A 16,034-nucleotide genomic window follows, 5' to 3' on the forward strand; every position below is an offset into this window, starting at 1 on the left:
CTGCTTAACAAACGTAAAAGAAAAAATATTATAAGTTAAAAAGCTTTATTTAGACAGTTTTTCATTTTCCAGTGTATATAATGAAGATATTTTACTTTTCGGATAAATATATATGTCGGATTGGCCGCCAAAACCTAATAATGAAGTTCCAAGTTCAGACAGCAGAAGCGGTAAAGAGTGGCAGATACTAGAAAAAGCTGTACTGGCTTCTGTTGAAGAACAGCGCCGTAGCCGTCGCTGGGGAATATTTTTTAAGTGTTTGACTTTTGCCTATATTCTATTGCTTTTGCTCATGATGGGTAGGGGCTGTACTACAGCAACTACCAGTGGGGCAGGTTCAAGTTCAAATGCTCATCTGGCTGTGATCGATATTATTGGTACGATTGACTCTAGTGACCGTTCCGTAAATAGTGAAGATACCAATAAAGCCTTGAAACGTGCATTTGAAGCAAAAAACAGTCAGGCAATTGTGCTCAATATCAATTCACCTGGGGGGTCACCTGTCCAGTCAGATGAGATCTGGCAGGAAATTCGCTATTACAAACAGCAGTATCCTGAGAAGAAAGTATATGCACTAATTGGTGATATGGGAGCCTCAGGCGCTTATTATATTGCTTCGGCTGCTGATGAAATCTGGGTTAATCCATCCAGTTTGGTCGGCTCAATTGGTGTGATTATGCCAAACTATGGGGTGATGGGCCTTGCGCAGAAACTGGGTGTTGAAGACCGGACATTAACTTCAGGCGACAATAAAGATATTCTGAGCATGACTAAACCAGTCAATCCTGCACAGAGGGAGCATGTACAGGCGGTCTTGGACAATGTGCATAGTCACTTTATTGCTGCTGTAAAAGAAGGTCGTGGCAAGCGCCTGAAGAGTAATGACCCTGCAATTTTTTCAGGATTATTCTGGAGCGGTGAGCAGGCAGTTAAACTGGGCGTTGCAGATCGTACCGGAAGCATGAACAGTCTTAAACGTGAGCTTAAACTGGATAATGTTCTGGATTATACAGTTCAGCGTAGCCCATTTGAATCGGTACTTGGCCGGGTAGGTTCTGAAATAGGCCAGGGCTTTAGTGAATCAGTTACCCAGCAACTTAAAATTCAGCAGGATACCAAGCTGCAATAATGAACATAAAGGGATATATGACGAAGCCATTAATACACTTTGCACATGCCAATGGCGTGCCTTCAAAAGTTTATGAAAAGTTGTTTGAACAGTTGCGTAATGAATACGATATTATTTATGTGCCTTTGATTGGCCCAGATAAACGTTATCCAATTACCAATCACTGGCCTCATCTGGTAGAGCAGATCATCGACAGCATCGTTCGGCAGGCTCATGGTCGCAAAGTTATCGGGCTTGGACATTCGCTAGGTTCAGTTCTCACGATGATGGCTTCTTATCAACGTCCCGAGTTATTTTTACAGGTCATTATGCTAGACCCGCCGTTGATTGTGGGAAAAGCATCTTTTGTTTTCCATATGGCTAAATGCTTTAAACCCCAACTGGTAGATCAAATGACTCCAGCAGGGTTATCGGTGCGGCGACGTGATCATTGGGAGTCGCGCGAGCAGGCAGGCAAGTTACTTCGCACTAAAGGTTTCTATAAAGATTTTGATGCAGACTGTTTTCAGGCCTATCTGAAATATGCATTAACTGAAGATCCGGTAAGGGGTGGCGTAACTCTGACTATCCCTAAAAATGATGAAGTAGAAATCTTTAGGAAGAATCCTTCGCTCTGGTGGTTACCGATGGCAAAACCGAAAATACCAGTACATCTTGTGGTCGGAGATCAAAGTGTTTTTCTTAAGCGGCGTTTTCCACACGTAGTCAAGAAAAAAATCGGTATTTCTTTTAGCATAGCCGAGGGCGGCCATATGTTCCCGTTAGAACATCCTGTTGAGGTGGGCCGACTGGTAAAACAGCTGATCCATGCATAAATGATGAGCCAATAAAAAAGCGCCTATATGTGGGCGCTTTTTTTATTGGCATAAATTGTATTATAACTTGCAGAACTGCACTGGTTCAGTTAGTAGAGAGTTTCTATAAAGTACAGAGCCATCTTCTAAATGCTGAACGGCGCCAGTACAGATCCATTCAACCACCTGAGGGTAAACCAGGTGTTCTAACTCATGTACACGGTTTGCCAAAGTCTCAACTGTATCAGTTCTTTTAACCGAAAGTATTCCCTGCGCTAGTGCCTGACCCGCATCTAATTCAGCTGTCACATAATGAACTGTACAGCCATGATATACATCACCTGTATTAATTACACGCTGATGAGTATGCATACCTTTATAATAAGGCAACAGGGAAGGGTGAATATTCAGCATTTTCCCTTCCCAGGCTTTGACAAATTTTTCACTTAAAATCCGCATAAAGCCTGCTAGCACGACCAGATTAACTCCCCAGTCAAGCAGCTGCTGATGCATAACATCATCAAATGCTTCCCGGCTTGGATACTGTTTATGTTCAACAAGAGCAGTCTTAATTCCTGCCTGTTTAGCACGTTCTAGAGCATAAGCATCAGGCCGGTTGGACAGTACACCAACAATTTGGCCTGATAGTTTGGCATCGATCAGGGCCTGTAAATTAGAGCCACTGCCCGAAACGAGTACAGCAATTTTAATCATATGAAATTACGCGAAGATCACACGAATTTTTTCATCTGCACCCTCAACAGATTCAGCATTGTCAACAATGTGACCCATTATCCATGCTTTTTCGCCGAGGTTATTCAGCGTGTTAACCGTTCTCTCAGCATCTGCCGCATCAACAGCCAATACCATACCTACGCCACAGTTAAATGTGCGGTACATTTCAAATTGTTCAACACCACCTTCCTTTTGAAGAAGTTTAAACAATTCTGGCCATTCCCAAGAAGATTCATTAATGACTGCTTGAGCACCATTTGGAAGTACGCGCGGTAAGTTACCCGGTAAACCGCCACCTGTGATGTGTGCCATTGCGTGCACATCAACCTGTTTGAGTAATTCAAGGATTGGCTTGACGTAAATGCGGGTAGGTTCCATTGCAGTATCTGCAAGTGGGCGACCATCAACGATTTGAGTTAAGTCAACATTTTTTACATCTAAAATTTTACGAAGCAGAGAGTAGCCATTAGAGTGCGCACCTGAAGATGCAATTCCAATCAGTACATCACCAGCTTTAACTTTAGAACCATCAATAATTTTGCTTTGCTCAACTACACCTACGCAGAAACCTGCCAAATCATAATCTTCACCTTCATACATGCCTGGCATTTCAGCAGTTTCACCACCTACTAACGCACAGCCAGCAAGTTCGCAACCTGCACCAATTCCTGTAACAACATTTGCAGCAACCTCTACGTTTAAATGGCCTGTTGCATAATAGTCAAGGAAGAACAATGGCTCTGCACCACATACAAGAAGGTCATTTACGCACATTGCCACCAGGTCCTGACCAATCGTATCATGACGGTTTAAATTCAGTGCTAAACGTAATTTGGTACCCACACCATCCGTGCCAGATACGAGAACAGGTTCTTCATAACCTTTAGGAATTTTACAAAGTGCACCAAAACCACCAAGTCCGCCCATCACTTCAGGACGTGAGGTGCGCTTGGCGACAGATTTGATTCGATCGACTAATGCGTCTCCCGCTTCAATGTCGACACCTGCATCTTTGTAGCTTAAACCAGTATTTGGGGTAGAAGTTGAGTTGCTCATAATGAAGTCTCCGCGTTCGCGCGGGGGATTATAACCTGAATATACGAAACTCTTATGTTATTTATGCTCTAAAATGCTATTTTACTAAAATATTTCTTTTTTCATAATGATTAGATACTTATAAAAGGCGTGTTTCCATGGTCGACCGTACCTTACGTCGTATTTTTATTCTTGCGGCGATTGCATTATTACTTTGGGTGCTTTACCTGCTAAAACCGGTAGTCATACCATTTTTAATGGCCTTTCTGATTGCTTATCTGTTTAGTCCGCTAGTGGCATGGCTCCACAAATATCATTTACCGCGCTGGCTCTCGATCAGTATTGTCTTTATTGGAATTGGTATTCTCCTGGTACTGGCAATCTGGTATGTGGTGCCTTTGGTCTGGCAGCAACTGGTTTATGCGCGTGACAGTATTCCAGCAGGTATACATTGGTTAAACGCGACCTTTTTGCCTTGGGTTTCTAACACATTTAATGTCGAGCAGATGGAAATTGATACTGAACAGATTTCTACTGTAGTCATGGATTATATTCAGACCAATTATAGTGCAGATAGCATTCAGACCATGTTGCTACGTCTGGCGCAATCCGGATTAAATTTCATCCAGATTGGCGGTACAATTGTTCTGATACCAATCATTGCTTTTTACTTTCTGCTGGACTGGGACCGGATGCTGAACAGTATGCGTCGCCTGATTCCACGGCCTTATGAAAAAAATACTATTCAGGTAGTTCATGAATGCCATAATGTATTAGGTGCCTTCGTTAAAGGGCAATTCTTGGTCATGATCCTGCTGGGAATTGTTTATGCAGTAGGTTTACAGCTGATTGGTCTTGAAGTCGGGCTGATCATTGGGATGGTTGCCGGGCTTGCCAGTATTATTCCTTATCTGGGTTTTGCTGTAGGGATTATTGCCGCAGTCATTGCGACATTGTTCCAGTTCGGTTTGGACTGGACCCAGCTAATTCTGGTTGGTGTCGTCTTTATGGTGGGTCAGGCGGTAGAAGGCTATATCCTGCAGCCTTTTCTGCTCGGTGATAAGATAGGTTTATCACCTGTTGCTGTTGTATTTGCTGTGTTGGCCGGTGCACAGCTAGCTGGTTTCTTCGGTATGCTCATTGCTTTGCCAATGGCTGCAGTGATTGTAGTACTGCTTAGACATTTACGTGAATGCTATGAACACAGTACATTCTATGGTCCACCTAATCTGATGGGAGATAAAGGTACGGACAGTCTCATTATAGATGCCGAACAGGTAAGTCTTGATATTGAGCTTGAAAAGTCGCAAGATACTGAAAAGACAGTTCATATTGATACTAAATAACGATAGGATATGGCCAAATATATGCGTCAGCTGCAACTGGATATAGAACTTCAACTTGATGCCCGGATCAGTGATTTTTCCGGGCCAAGCTGGGGGCCTGTAGTAGATGCAGTCCGGCAGTTGCATGCTGGTCTTATGAACCGGTTTTATATTTATGGTGCAGCAGGCTCAGGTAAAAGCCATCTTCTATCTGCGATTTGCGATTCCTATATGGAGGTAGGTAAATCTGCCATTAAAGTTTCACTCCTTGAACTCTTGGATGCGCCTATTGAAGCAATTACATCACTGGAAAAATATGATCTGGTTGCACTGGATGATATCGAAGCTATAAGTGGTGTTCCACATTGGCAGCGTGCCGTTTTCCATCTTATTAATTATAATAATGAAGAGGGAGGGCAGCTGATTTTTTCCTCACGGTTTGCACCAATGGAATTGAAACTTGAACTACCTGATTTACAGTCACGGCTGACTCAGGCGGTCAGTGTAAAAGTGCCCAACGGTAGTCTCTATGCAGATCGTCAAGCACTAGTTCATTCAGTACTAGCACGCAGGGGCGTACAGCTAGACCAACAGATTATTGATTATCTTTTATTACATGGGCCACATCAGGCAGCACGTCTTTTACAAACTTTAGAACAATTGGAAACCTTGCTCAAGGGAGAGCGAACACGGCTTTCAAATATGACTTTACGCCAGATATTTGCCTTAATTGATGAGTATGGCCAGTAAACGGAAAAATCTTGAGTAATTACTCAAGCTGTGACACAGTACAGAAAAATAATTCGATGTTGCACGGAACTGCAGCTTAAGAATAAAAAATAGAAATAAAGTATAAGGAGATGGATATGCTCAAACAGAGCATAGGCATAGCTATGTTATGCATTGCGGGGCAGGCCTATAGTGCTGACATTGTGGTAACAACAACTGAAGATATATCCTCTGCAAATGATAAACAATGCTCGCTTCGGGAAGCCATTGAATATATCAATCTGGGTTTACCTGAAGCTGGCTATAATGGATGTGGTGGGAAATCATCTACTTCTACGATTTTGCTTGAAAAAAAAGCAGTCTATAAACTCAGCAATCATATTAACATCAAGGCTGACCTGTCGATCAGAACCAGTTATACCACCGATGTTAATGATAAGGATGTACCCGGTTTAAATAACGCCACAATTCAAATGCTGGGTACTGATAATATTTTCCGCATTGATGACAGTAAAAAAACTTTAGCGACAGTCAGTCTAAGTGAAATTACTTTGCAGGGATGTGGGGCCAGTCAATGTGCCGAACAGGGAGGGCTAATTTATAATAATGAATATCTGACTTTGGAATACACCCGTTTATATAATGGATCAGCAGCCCAAGGCGGAGCAATATATAATATGGGCCAGCCAGAGGCTGAAACTGCTGCCAGTATAGTTGAAATAAAATCAAGCCTTATTGAAAATAATAAAGCTCTGGCAGGTGCTATTTTATATACCCATGCTCCTGAGTTCCGGATTTTAAATTCAGTATTTCGTGAAAATAATACAACTCAAACAGGTTCCAGCAATATTTATTCGGCCAGCCGTCTAGAAGAAAATAAGATTACTGATTTTCCTCAAGCTAGGGCTTGGGTAAATAGTAGTACTTTTTTAAAAAATCAGGGCCATATTATTAACTTGCGTGACGGGATCGGGTTAAACAATCTGACCATTGTCGGTAATCAGGCTGGTATTTTATTCGATGCACCTTTAGGTAAAGGATACTTGGCCAACAGTATCATTTTAGGAAATCCTTATCCTGGTGGTCAGCAGACTAACTGTGCTTTTGTCGAAAATGATCAAAGCATTCTACAGAACAATCTGGTTAGTCAGGAATGTGGATTAGGTGCTACCCATTATCCTAATGAATACTGGTCCGGTACACAGCTGATTGCGGGAGAGACCTTACAAGGCGCATGCAAGAGTATGTCGCAGGACCCTAATAGCCTGTTATGTCCCTATAGTCAGCCTAAAGATACATTCTTAGGATATTTTCGTCCCCGTATCCTACTAAGTTATAACAGTCTGGCGGATTCACCTATAGTCAATAAAGGTAAAAATTCATTTAATCCTGACATCAAAATAGTGGGCTGCGAAGCTGCTGACCAGCGCAAACAGGTGCGAGATTCAAATAATATATTTTGCGATCGTGGGGCAATTGAAATTATTGTCCCAACGACAGTAAGTCTGGTGGGTGAAGATATACGGACTGGTGGTCAGGCCAAAATGTCGGTTGCCGATTTACTTGGAGATAGCGACCTGATTCCTAAAGAACAATGTAACGCAATTTTAGGCCCTCATCCATCTGGAGAAGCATGGCAGGCTGGCTGTATACAAGTTGTACAAACAGTGACTCAATCTAAGGGGACATTAAAGATTGATGAGGAAGGTAATCTGGTCTATACCCCGAATGGTGGCTGGCATGGAACTGATATTTTTAAGATCCGTCTGGTGACTACTTCTACGCGCTTTAACCAGAATATTCCTTATATGGAAATTAATGTACAGGTCAGACAAGAACCTGAAAACCACATGGAAAGTGACAAAATTAAAACTTCCGGTGGGGCACTCGGAATGTTCAGTTTATTTACGCTTTTAGCATTAGTCGGGCTACGTCGGTATACAAAATAATTAGGGCCAAATAATGAAAATTTATAAAAAGGGGCTATTGAGCCTGATGATACTGACGACCATGACTTTGATGGCTGCAGAAGACAAGACTATTTATGTCAATACGTTTGAAGATGAAGATGGCGAAAACCTGAATAAGTGTTCGCTACGTGAAGCCCTGGTTGCAGCCCGTAAAAATATTGCATATGGCGGATGTACAGCAGGAAATACTGGAACTGGTCAGCTAGACAGAATTCAATTGCAAGCCGGAGAATATATACTTAAGAGAGAGTTGCGGCCAGAAAGTACGGTCAAGATTTATGGAGAAACACCGTTCGATTACAAGACAAAAGATCCTTTAACACACCAGTATCCGGCACGTGGCCCTATAAGAACAGTTATCAACGGAAATCATACTTCTCGAATTTTCAATACTTCAGAAACCCAAGCCAGTATCTTTCTTGAAAATATTGAACTGAAAAATGGTTATTCCTCTGCTGAAGGAGGAGCATTACTCATAGCTGGCCCACTAAATATGACAAATACGGCTATTAAAGATTCTAAGTCGGATAAAGCAGGTGGTGCTGTTTATATCATTGCACAAAACCTAGAAAAACAGATGACTTTAGTAAACACCCTAATTCAAGGAAATCAGGCAAAAATTGGAAGTGCTTTTGCCATGGACTGTTCAGCAAATCTGTTGGGTACCCAGCCTGCTATCAGTGTAGAGCGTAGTAGCTTGGTTCAAAATGGTACAATAAATGACCGCAGTACGATTGAGTTATGCGGCTTAACACGTGTTTCCTTAAGTGCCAATACTATTGCCCGGAATAAAGCAAATCTGGTAGATGGACATATTATTCGTGCGGTATCTGAGCTAGGCCGTCCATTATACTCCGCCTCATCTCTCGCTTTAATCAGTAATACCATTGTAGAAAATCAGGCCAATAGTACGTTTTATTTTGATGAAAACAGTACCAAGACTTTAGCCTTTAATGTTTTAGCTTTCAATACAGGCAAATCCTGTGACTTTGTCCGTAAAGACAGTAATAGCCAGAATAAGACATTGGGGCTAACTCTGGCATACAATGCACTACAACTTGGCAATGTGGAAGGCCAATGTGTATTGCCTGAAGAACTATTAAAAACACAGACAACGGTAGACCTGAGCAATATCTCACGTCAAAGCGTTCTATCTGATTATCAGCAACCCTCAAAATACAATCTCTATCTACCGCTCTATTACCCTAAGGACAATCAGAATGCTTCAGATCTGGTGAACACAGGCGCAACACAGGATTGCAGTACACTTGACCAGCGCGGACTGGCCCGGATTACAAATGGTACTTTAACTTTAAATCCTGAGATGAAAAATACTTGTGAAATCGGTTCTGTAGAGCGCATGCGTCTAACAGCAGCTGATATTACAGATTTAAAGAATCTGTCTATTGTACAAGTTCTAGATACCTATCAAAAAGAAGCTGATAACTTGAAAGAGGGCATAAAAGAAATAGAAGATACTGAAGAGCAGGCTATTTATCAAAAAGAGTTGAGCGAATTAGAACGTCTAATTGCCAATATCAAGTTGAAACAGAAGTATCGTACCATTTACATTGATCCTTTTACACTGGCTTTACCAAGTGAAGAAGAATTTCTCAACGAAAATGGCAAGCTTGAATTGCGTCCAAAAGAACTCAGTACAGATCAGTATAGTATCGAAACGCATAAATACGGTGTAGGTTCAGTTTCTGGTAGTGGTGCAGATTTTAAGTTTAATGGACAGCAAGATGAACATCTGTTTTGTGAATGGGTGCCTGAGTTAAAGCGTATTATGATTTATCGGACAGATGACCAGTTATCTGCTAATACCGGTAGCGCTTATTGTGCTTACACCATCAAGGCAAAAACGGGTGAGTCTTCAACAGGACTTGTTAAAGCAGATTTTATTAATATTGCTCCAATTGCAAAAGATGATACCTATACATTACAGTATGGCTCAGACTTAAAAGTCAGTATTAATCCGCTAGAAAATGACAGTGATGATGGTGATGGTCCTACATCACAATTAAAGCTCAATACAAATAAACCAGTCTTCTTTCATGATGCAGACGGACAGGAATTACCTATACGTTTTAGCGTTATTCCTCCAGGTGTAACGGTCAGTGCAGACCGTACCGGTCCATGTCCGGGTAATTATATTCGAGAGACCTGCTATGGTGGACAGATCCATATCCAGGCCAAAAATAATTTCAGCCAGTTTAACTATCGATTTGAATATAATATTTTTGATGCTGAAGGTGAGGAATCTAATACGGCAACTATCTTGCTAGAAAATACAGCTAAGAATACTAATACCGCCGGTGGAGGAGGAAGCTTTGGAATATGGGGAATATTAAGCCTATTAGCTTTAAGCATGTATCGGTTTCGCCCTAACGTTTAAAAAAAAGCCTCGTAAGAGGCTTTTTTATTGAATTGATTGATTTTTATCTAGTTTGCCTTAAGTGCAGCAGGCATGTATTTATTCATATATTCTTGGCGGATTGATGCACGTTGCTCTGCGGTAGTTGCTTTTTGCATTCTTTGTCTCAGATCATGCCGTTCGTGACTGCTCATCTGTTGCCAAGTTTCACGCATTTTCTGTTTTTCCTGCTCTGGCAGCTGGGTAAACCAGTCCATGCGTTGTTGTAGAGCGACACTTTGTTCTTCAGGTAATTCTTTTAAAGTCTGATAACGTTTAATCAGGGCGCGCTGTTCTTCATCGGACAAGGTGTCCCAAGTTTCATTAATCTGGGTCCCGGCATCTTTAGAAAAAATCCAGAAACGTTCGAACCCTGCAAAGCTGGTTTGTAAAAAGCTTAAGGTACATAAAGCTAAAGCCAGTTTCTTAGCTGCCATGACCGACTCTATCCTCACCTAAAACCAGTAACATTTCCAAATCTTCCACCATTTGGGGTGAAAGTTTTGGAGTAACAGCAACCTGATTTTGTGGCTGCTCTGTCATTTCCATAGAGTTGGGTAATATGACAAAACCAGTAATGGCTGCAGCAAGAGCAAAACCTGTCATCCGCCACATGCTGTAATGTGGTGATGGACGATCCTGTATGGTTTCGAGTACATGATTCATCACTACAGGTTTAGCCTTATGATGAGTAGCCAGTGTATCAAGCTTGGAAGTCACTTTTTTTGTGAAATCATCTTTATTCATCTGATGATCCTCCCATATGTGGATTTAAATGCGCTAAAGCTGTTCTTAATCCCTGAATTGCCCGATGGTAATGAGTTTTTACACTGCCCTCGGTACAATCCATAATTTCCGCAGTAGTTTGGGTATCAAAACCCTCCCATGCCCGCAACATAAAAGCCTGTTGCTGTCGAACTGGAAGTTTTGAAACAGCGGCCTGTATTTCTTCTGCAGTAACCGCTTGATCCAGAAAATCAGAAGGGTTTGGACTCGATTCATCCACGATATCCATCATTTCTTCTTCATCTGAATCCAGACTGACTTTTCTAAAAAATGAAAAAGGTTGGGCACGGCGTGCTTCCTTACGACGCCAGTCCTGTAATTTGTTATTTAAAATTGTATAGAACAGGGGGTACCATTCTTCAGTACTTTTATCACGATAGGATTTATGTAGGGAAATAAATGCTTCCTGTACCAGATCCATAGCTATGCCTTGTTGCCCCTGTGTTGCACTTTCCATCATGACCAGAGCACGACCCGTCACATCCTGCATAAAAAACTTCAGACGCTGCTCAGCCGTACTGGCATGCGTACTGCTGAGATGTTCTGCATCAGGCTGTTTCGGTACTAAATCCATAGAGATGGAAAATCCCGTCATTGGACACCCACTCATTATTTTGTTGGTCATCACTTAAATAACGTCAAAAATAATGTTTGGGTTGACATAGTAGATAATTATTTTTTAAGAGTTTAAAGGATTTTTAACCACAATTAGCCCTTTATTAAAATAATTTAACCTTTTAGAGCCGCTGGCGAACCATTTCAAAAAAACAGATAGAGCCTGCAACTGCAACGTTCAATGATTCTTGACCACCTGGTTGGGGAATCACGACAGCTTTTGCATGCTGTAACGCATATGCTGACGCACCCTGTCCCTCATTTCCTAAAATCCATGCACAAGGTTGTGTGAGGTCCTGCTGATAGATACTTTCAGACTGATGTGAACTGGTTACGAATACAGGAATTTCAAACTTCTCCAGTATGTCTTCAAGCTGGACATTTTCATAAATATTTAAAGAAAAATGAGCTCCCATACCAGCACGCAGTACTCGTGGTGACCAGAGTGAAGCTGAGCCTTGGGTACATACAACCTGCTGAATATTAGCGGCGGCAGCAGAACGCAATAATGTGCCTACATTTCCTGGGTCCTGTACATTCTCTAAAATAAGTGTATCAAGATGATATTGCAGGGGTTGGGTATTTGTCGGCAGATCAATAATTGCGAGACAAGCCAAACTTGTACCCAAGGTACTTAAATCACGATAAAGTGCTTCACTCAAGACAAATACATGACCCTGATAATATTCAAGGATCTGTTCAAAGTCTGGGTGATTTAATGCCTGTTCAGTACTGAACAATGAATGGATTTTCTTATTTTCCTGGAGCCAGCTCAGGCAGAGATGGGTTCCTTCAAGAATAGTTTGCCGCTGTTTTTTACGGTAACTGTTCTGTTCAATGAGTCCCCGTAAATGTTTGATTTTAGGGTTGTCTTTAGATTCAAGAAAAATAATTGACATAAGTAAAGAATCCACAGAGATGAGTAGTTAAACCCATCTCTGTATAAATAAATTATTGGTGATAGCCTGTAACCAGCTCAACTTCATTTTTGGAACCAATAATCACTGGCACGCGCTGATGCAGATCGGTCGGCTCAATTTCTAAAATGCGTACGCGACCTGTAGTTGAAGCACCACCAGCCTGCTCAATAAGCATACTCATTGGATTTGCTTCATACATCAGACGTAAACGGCCTGCTTTTTTAGGATCTTTTAAATCATATGGATAAAGGAAAATCCCGCTACGGCAGAGAATACGGTGAATATCGCCAACCATACAGGCAACCCAGCGCATATTAAAGTCTTTAGCACGTGTAGAAGTTTTTCCAGCCAGCAGTTCATCGATATAACGCTTAACCGGTTCTTCCCAGTGGCGCTGATTTGAGGCATTGATAGCAAATTCCTGGGTATCGGCTGCGACCTGAATATTCTCTGCGGTTAAAACAAATTCCTGGCTGTCTGGATTAAAGGTGAAGAATACAACGCCTGCACCCACAGTCAGTACCAGCATTGTGGAAGGGCCATATAGAACATAACCGGCAGCAACCTGCTGAGTCCCTGCCTGCATGAAGTCAGCAGCCTGAGTTATATGGTTTTTTGCAGGTAAAATTGAAAAAATAGTTCCTACACACATATTGATATCAATATTGCTTGAACCATCTAACGGGTCAAATAATACCAGATATTGACCATTTTCCTGAGCAGGCGTAAATTCATCAAGCTCTTCTGAAGCCAGCCCGCCTACTTGGGGATGTACTTTTAATGCATCAATCAAATAATCATTAGAAATAACATCAAGTTTTTTCTGGGTTTCACCTTGTACATTTTCATGCTCTGCGCTGCCCAAAACACCTGCAAGTGCACCCTTTTGTAAAGTCTGATCTATTACTTTACAGGTATCGGCAATAGTGCTGATAACTTGAGCCAGCTCAGGCGTTAAATTCCCAGTTTGTTGTTGTAAATATTGGGACAAGGTGTAATTGGTCATACCAAAAAGCTCCAGCAAAGAGAAAATAGATGTATAAAAAGAACTGGGCTATTTTAGAGGAGAACCAATGTAATTAACAATTTTATTGCGTGATGAGATGTGTTGTTTTTGCGCTTGCAACTCTACACGAACATGCTATGTTGAATTATGTTCATAAAAAAGGAAGTAGATCTATGACGACCAAACATTTTGATGCGACTCCAACTCCAAATGAGCCAATTAAGCTGGATAATATCTCAACTGAAAAAGTGAAAGAAGCTTGGAAAAGTTATGAAGCGAAACCTGAATATAAAGAATTTAATAAGCATGACATGATTGAAGCCATGCAAAAAAATGAAGAAGATAAAAAGTCGGAGAATTAAAAAAGCGCCCAACAGATGTTGTGCGCTTTGCTCTTGGAAATTCGAGCGTTTAATTATTTGAGTAATGGCGGTACAGCTTCGTAGTTGATTTCTACACGACGGTTTTCTTTCCAGGCTGCTTCATCATGGCCAGGATTAATTGGCATCTCTTTACCATAGCTCACAGCTTCAAGCTGATTGGGGTTTACACCATTTGTCACTAAATAGCTTTGTACTGCTTTGGCACGACGTTCACCCAATGCCATATTGTACTCACGTGTACCACGTTCATCGGTATGGCCAGTTAGAGCAACTTTTGAATTGGCATTTGCCATCAGGAACTGGGCATGAGCCTGTAGGGTTTGATAATCCTCATTGCTCAGATCACTGCTATCATAGTCAAAGTATACAACACGTTTTGCTAAATAAGCACGATTCGCTGCGGTAACCCCTTTAGCTGAAGCCCCAGCCATATTCTGTGCATTTAGTGCCGCATCTTCACTTAGACCGCTTGTGTTAACACTCGTACCCGCTGTAGTTGGAGTAGTAGTGGTCGTAACATCTGAAGTAGGTTTACGGTTGGCACAACCAGTAATAACTAGGCTGGCAGCCAGTAAGGGAAGAGTTAAATATTTTACTGCGTTCATCTTAATCTCCATGAAAAAATTGTTATAGCCAGTTACATTATTTGGGTGCCCAAGCAGGCTCACGAACTTCGCCTTGTTCACTTGGCAGATTCATCCGGAAGCGCCCATCAGTTGACATAATTGCCAGTAATCCCCGGTTACCTTCACGGGTAGCATAAACGACCATCTGGCCATTTGGAGAAAAACTTGGAGATTCATCCAGACTGGTTGGGGTAAGAATGCTGGTAATGCCAGTAGCAATATCCTGAATGGCAACTTTATAGTTACTTCCGGCTGGGCGGTGTACCAGTGCGACTTTTTTGCCATCTGCACTTAAGGTACCGCGCGCATTAAATGCACCTTTAAAAGTCAACCGCTTGACTGAGCCATCTGCAAAGCTGTAACGGTAAATCTGTGCTGAACCGCCACGATCAGAAGTAAAAATAAAAGATTTACCGTCTGGTGCATATCGGGCTTCTGTATCGATGGCAGAATCATTAGTCATACGTTTAAGCTGACGGGTATTCAAATCCATCTGGTAAACTTCAGGGTTTCCATGCATGGACGCTGTGAAGAGCATAGACTGTCCGTCTGGAGAGAAACTTGGTGCACCATTAAGACCACGAAAACTGGCCAGTACTTCACGTTGCCCAGTAGCCAGATCTTGCACGTAAATCGCAGGGCGCTTGGTTTCAAACGAGACATAAGCCAGTTTTTTTGCATCTGGTGTCCAGGCTGGAGACAGAATCGGGTCACGTGAAGAAAGGACAGTACGTGGCTGTTCACCATCAGTGTCAGCGATCTGTAAGGTATAACGCTGTTCTGGGGTTGCCGGATTGCGCAGTACATAAGCAATACGGCCACTAAAATCACCAGGAATACCTGTCAGTGCCTGATAGATTGCATCACTGATCATATGGCCAGCCTGACGTATACGTGAAGCGGGTACAGTTAAAAGTTCATTTAACAGATAGGTCTGCTTCTCGACATCATAAAGCTGGTAATGCACTTCATACGAATCACCTGCAACAGACTTGATACTACCTGTCACTACATAAGGGATTTTAGTCGCTTGCCAGCTTTGTGCATTAATATTATTGAGTGCAGCGCTAGCCGGAAGATTTTTTGATGAACTGGTAAAGCGCCCTGAACGATTCAAGTCACTTTCAACTATTGGATAAATAGACTGATCATTTGCAAAGGGTACAATTGCTATTTTTGGAGCTTCTTCAGGAGCCTTTGCAATTTCAAGGTGTAATTGGGCAAAAGCTGTAGTGGTGATGGCCGGACTAAAAACAGCTGTTAAGGCAAGGGCTAAAAGAGTTTTACGCGTCATATTCATAATCGCAGGGCGCTCAATTCCATGATTCTGGGGTATGGGAATGCTAATTTGTAACATGATGACATAATTTAAATCTATTTAAAGCATGTAAATATGACTATCTCGTGAGAAGTCAGAACCATCTTATAACTAAAGAAATAGATACCCCAAGTTATAGGTTTCAGAAAATTATAAAGAGTAAAATTAATATATTGATATTAAAATCAAAATAACCCAATCCTATCGATAAAAAATAAAACTCGGTCAATTTATTTAAATACCCTCA

General features: G+C 41.7%; 16 protein-coding genes. 7 read left to right on the forward strand and 9 right to left on the reverse strand.

Translation table 11 applies throughout. The features are described 5' to 3' along the window. The first annotated feature begins 112 nt into the window (after positions 1-112). On the forward strand, positions 113-1,129 hold the full coding sequence (sppA, locus tag J502_RS04200) for a signal peptide peptidase SppA (RefSeq protein WP_005406676.1): 1,017 nt from the start codon (positions 113-115) through the stop codon (positions 1,127-1,129). A gap of 17 nt (positions 1,130-1,146) precedes the next feature. Then, on the forward strand, positions 1,147-1,944 hold the full coding sequence (locus tag J502_RS04205; RefSeq protein WP_005406539.1) for an alpha/beta fold hydrolase: 798 nt from the start codon (positions 1,147-1,149) through the stop codon (positions 1,942-1,944). A gap of 60 nt (positions 1,945-2,004) precedes the next feature. On the opposite strand, the gene purN is transcribed toward J502_RS04205, so the two are convergent. Next, complete coding sequence (gene purN, locus J502_RS04210) at positions 2,005-2,637, reverse strand: phosphoribosylglycinamide formyltransferase (RefSeq protein WP_005404404.1); 633 nt, start codon at positions 2,635-2,637, stop codon at positions 2,005-2,007. A 6-nt stretch (positions 2,638-2,643) separates the two neighbouring features. Then, positions 2,644-3,714: a phosphoribosylformylglycinamidine cyclo-ligase gene (purM, locus tag J502_RS04215; protein WP_005406685.1), complete on the reverse strand. Its 1,071-nt coding sequence runs from the start codon at positions 3,712-3,714 to the stop codon at positions 2,644-2,646. Positions 3,715-3,851: 137 nt separating this feature from the next. Here purM and cxpE point away from each other — a divergent pair, with 137 nt between their 5' ends. From cxpE to J502_RS04235, 4 genes are all read left to right on the forward strand, one after another. Beyond that, the gene (gene cxpE / locus J502_RS04220) at positions 3,852-5,039 is read left to right on the forward strand and encodes a chloramphenicol efflux transporter CxpE (RefSeq protein ID WP_005406648.1); all 1,188 of its coding nucleotides are present in this window, start codon (positions 3,852-3,854) and stop codon (positions 5,037-5,039) included. A 21-nt stretch (positions 5,040-5,060) separates the two neighbouring features. Further along, positions 5,061-5,768 (forward strand): DnaA regulatory inactivator Hda, encoded by a 708-nt coding sequence (hda, locus tag J502_RS04225; protein WP_005019285.1) that lies wholly within the window; start codon positions 5,061-5,063, stop codon positions 5,766-5,768. Between the two features lie 116 nt (positions 5,769-5,884). After that, positions 5,885-7,696: a rhombotarget A gene (gene rbtA / locus J502_RS04230; RefSeq protein WP_005406564.1), complete on the forward strand. Its 1,812-nt coding sequence runs from the start codon at positions 5,885-5,887 to the stop codon at positions 7,694-7,696. Between the two features lie 13 nt (positions 7,697-7,709). After that, positions 7,710-10,115, forward strand: coding sequence for a CSLREA domain-containing protein (locus tag J502_RS04235; RefSeq protein ID WP_034683208.1), 2,406 nt, complete (start codon positions 7,710-7,712; stop codon positions 10,113-10,115). Positions 10,116-10,162: 47 nt separating this feature from the next. Here J502_RS04235 and J502_RS04240 read toward each other — a convergent pair whose 3' ends face one another. The 5 genes from J502_RS04240 to J502_RS04260 all read right to left on the reverse strand — a co-directional run bounded on the left by J502_RS04240 (position 10,163) and on the right by J502_RS04260 (position 13,460). After that, positions 10,163-10,570, reverse strand: coding sequence for a DUF3106 domain-containing protein (locus J502_RS04240; protein WP_005406894.1), 408 nt, complete (start codon positions 10,568-10,570; stop codon positions 10,163-10,165). Further along, positions 10,560-10,880: a hypothetical protein gene (locus J502_RS04245; protein ID WP_005027070.1), complete on the reverse strand. Its 321-nt coding sequence runs from the start codon at positions 10,878-10,880 to the stop codon at positions 10,560-10,562. The genes J502_RS04240 and J502_RS04245 overlap by 11 nt, the downstream gene beginning before the upstream one ends. After that, positions 10,873-11,493, reverse strand: a complete 621-nt coding sequence (locus J502_RS04250; RefSeq protein WP_005406789.1) for an RNA polymerase sigma factor — start codon at positions 11,491-11,493, stop codon at positions 10,873-10,875. Before J502_RS04250 ends, J502_RS04245 begins: the two co-directional genes overlap by 8 nt. 163 nt (positions 11,494-11,656) lie before the next feature. After that, positions 11,657-12,433 carry a TrmH family RNA methyltransferase gene (locus tag J502_RS04255; protein WP_005019298.1) on the reverse strand — a complete coding sequence of 259 codons (777 nt, stop codon included), beginning with the start codon at positions 12,431-12,433 and terminating at the stop codon, positions 11,657-11,659. Positions 12,434-12,485: 52 nt separating this feature from the next. After that, positions 12,486-13,460, reverse strand: a complete 975-nt coding sequence (locus tag J502_RS04260) for a class 1 fructose-bisphosphatase (RefSeq protein ID WP_005406755.1) — start codon at positions 13,458-13,460, stop codon at positions 12,486-12,488. Positions 13,461-13,633: 173 nt separating this feature from the next. Here J502_RS04260 and J502_RS04265 point away from each other — a divergent pair, with 173 nt between their 5' ends. Then, positions 13,634-13,822 carry an NF038105 family protein gene (locus J502_RS04265; protein ID WP_005406867.1) on the forward strand — a complete coding sequence of 63 codons (189 nt, stop codon included), beginning with the start codon at positions 13,634-13,636 and terminating at the stop codon, positions 13,820-13,822. 53 nt (positions 13,823-13,875) lie between these two features. On the opposite strand, the gene pal is transcribed toward J502_RS04265, so the two are convergent. Both pal and tolB read right to left on the reverse strand, forming a co-directional pair. Continuing rightward, the gene (gene pal / locus J502_RS04270) at positions 13,876-14,448 is read right to left on the reverse strand and encodes a peptidoglycan-associated lipoprotein Pal (protein ID WP_005406681.1); all 573 of its coding nucleotides are present in this window, start codon (positions 14,446-14,448) and stop codon (positions 13,876-13,878) included. Between the two features lie 37 nt (positions 14,449-14,485). Further along, positions 14,486-15,769 carry a Tol-Pal system beta propeller repeat protein TolB gene (tolB, locus tag J502_RS04275; RefSeq protein WP_005406536.1) on the reverse strand — a complete coding sequence of 428 codons (1,284 nt, stop codon included), beginning with the start codon at positions 15,767-15,769 and terminating at the stop codon, positions 14,486-14,488. Positions 15,770-16,034: the final 265 nt, after the last annotated feature.

It is taken from the genome of Acinetobacter sp. 1294596 (assembly GCF_000582925.1).
Lineage (GTDB): Bacteria > Pseudomonadota > Gammaproteobacteria > Pseudomonadales > Moraxellaceae > Acinetobacter > Acinetobacter radioresistens.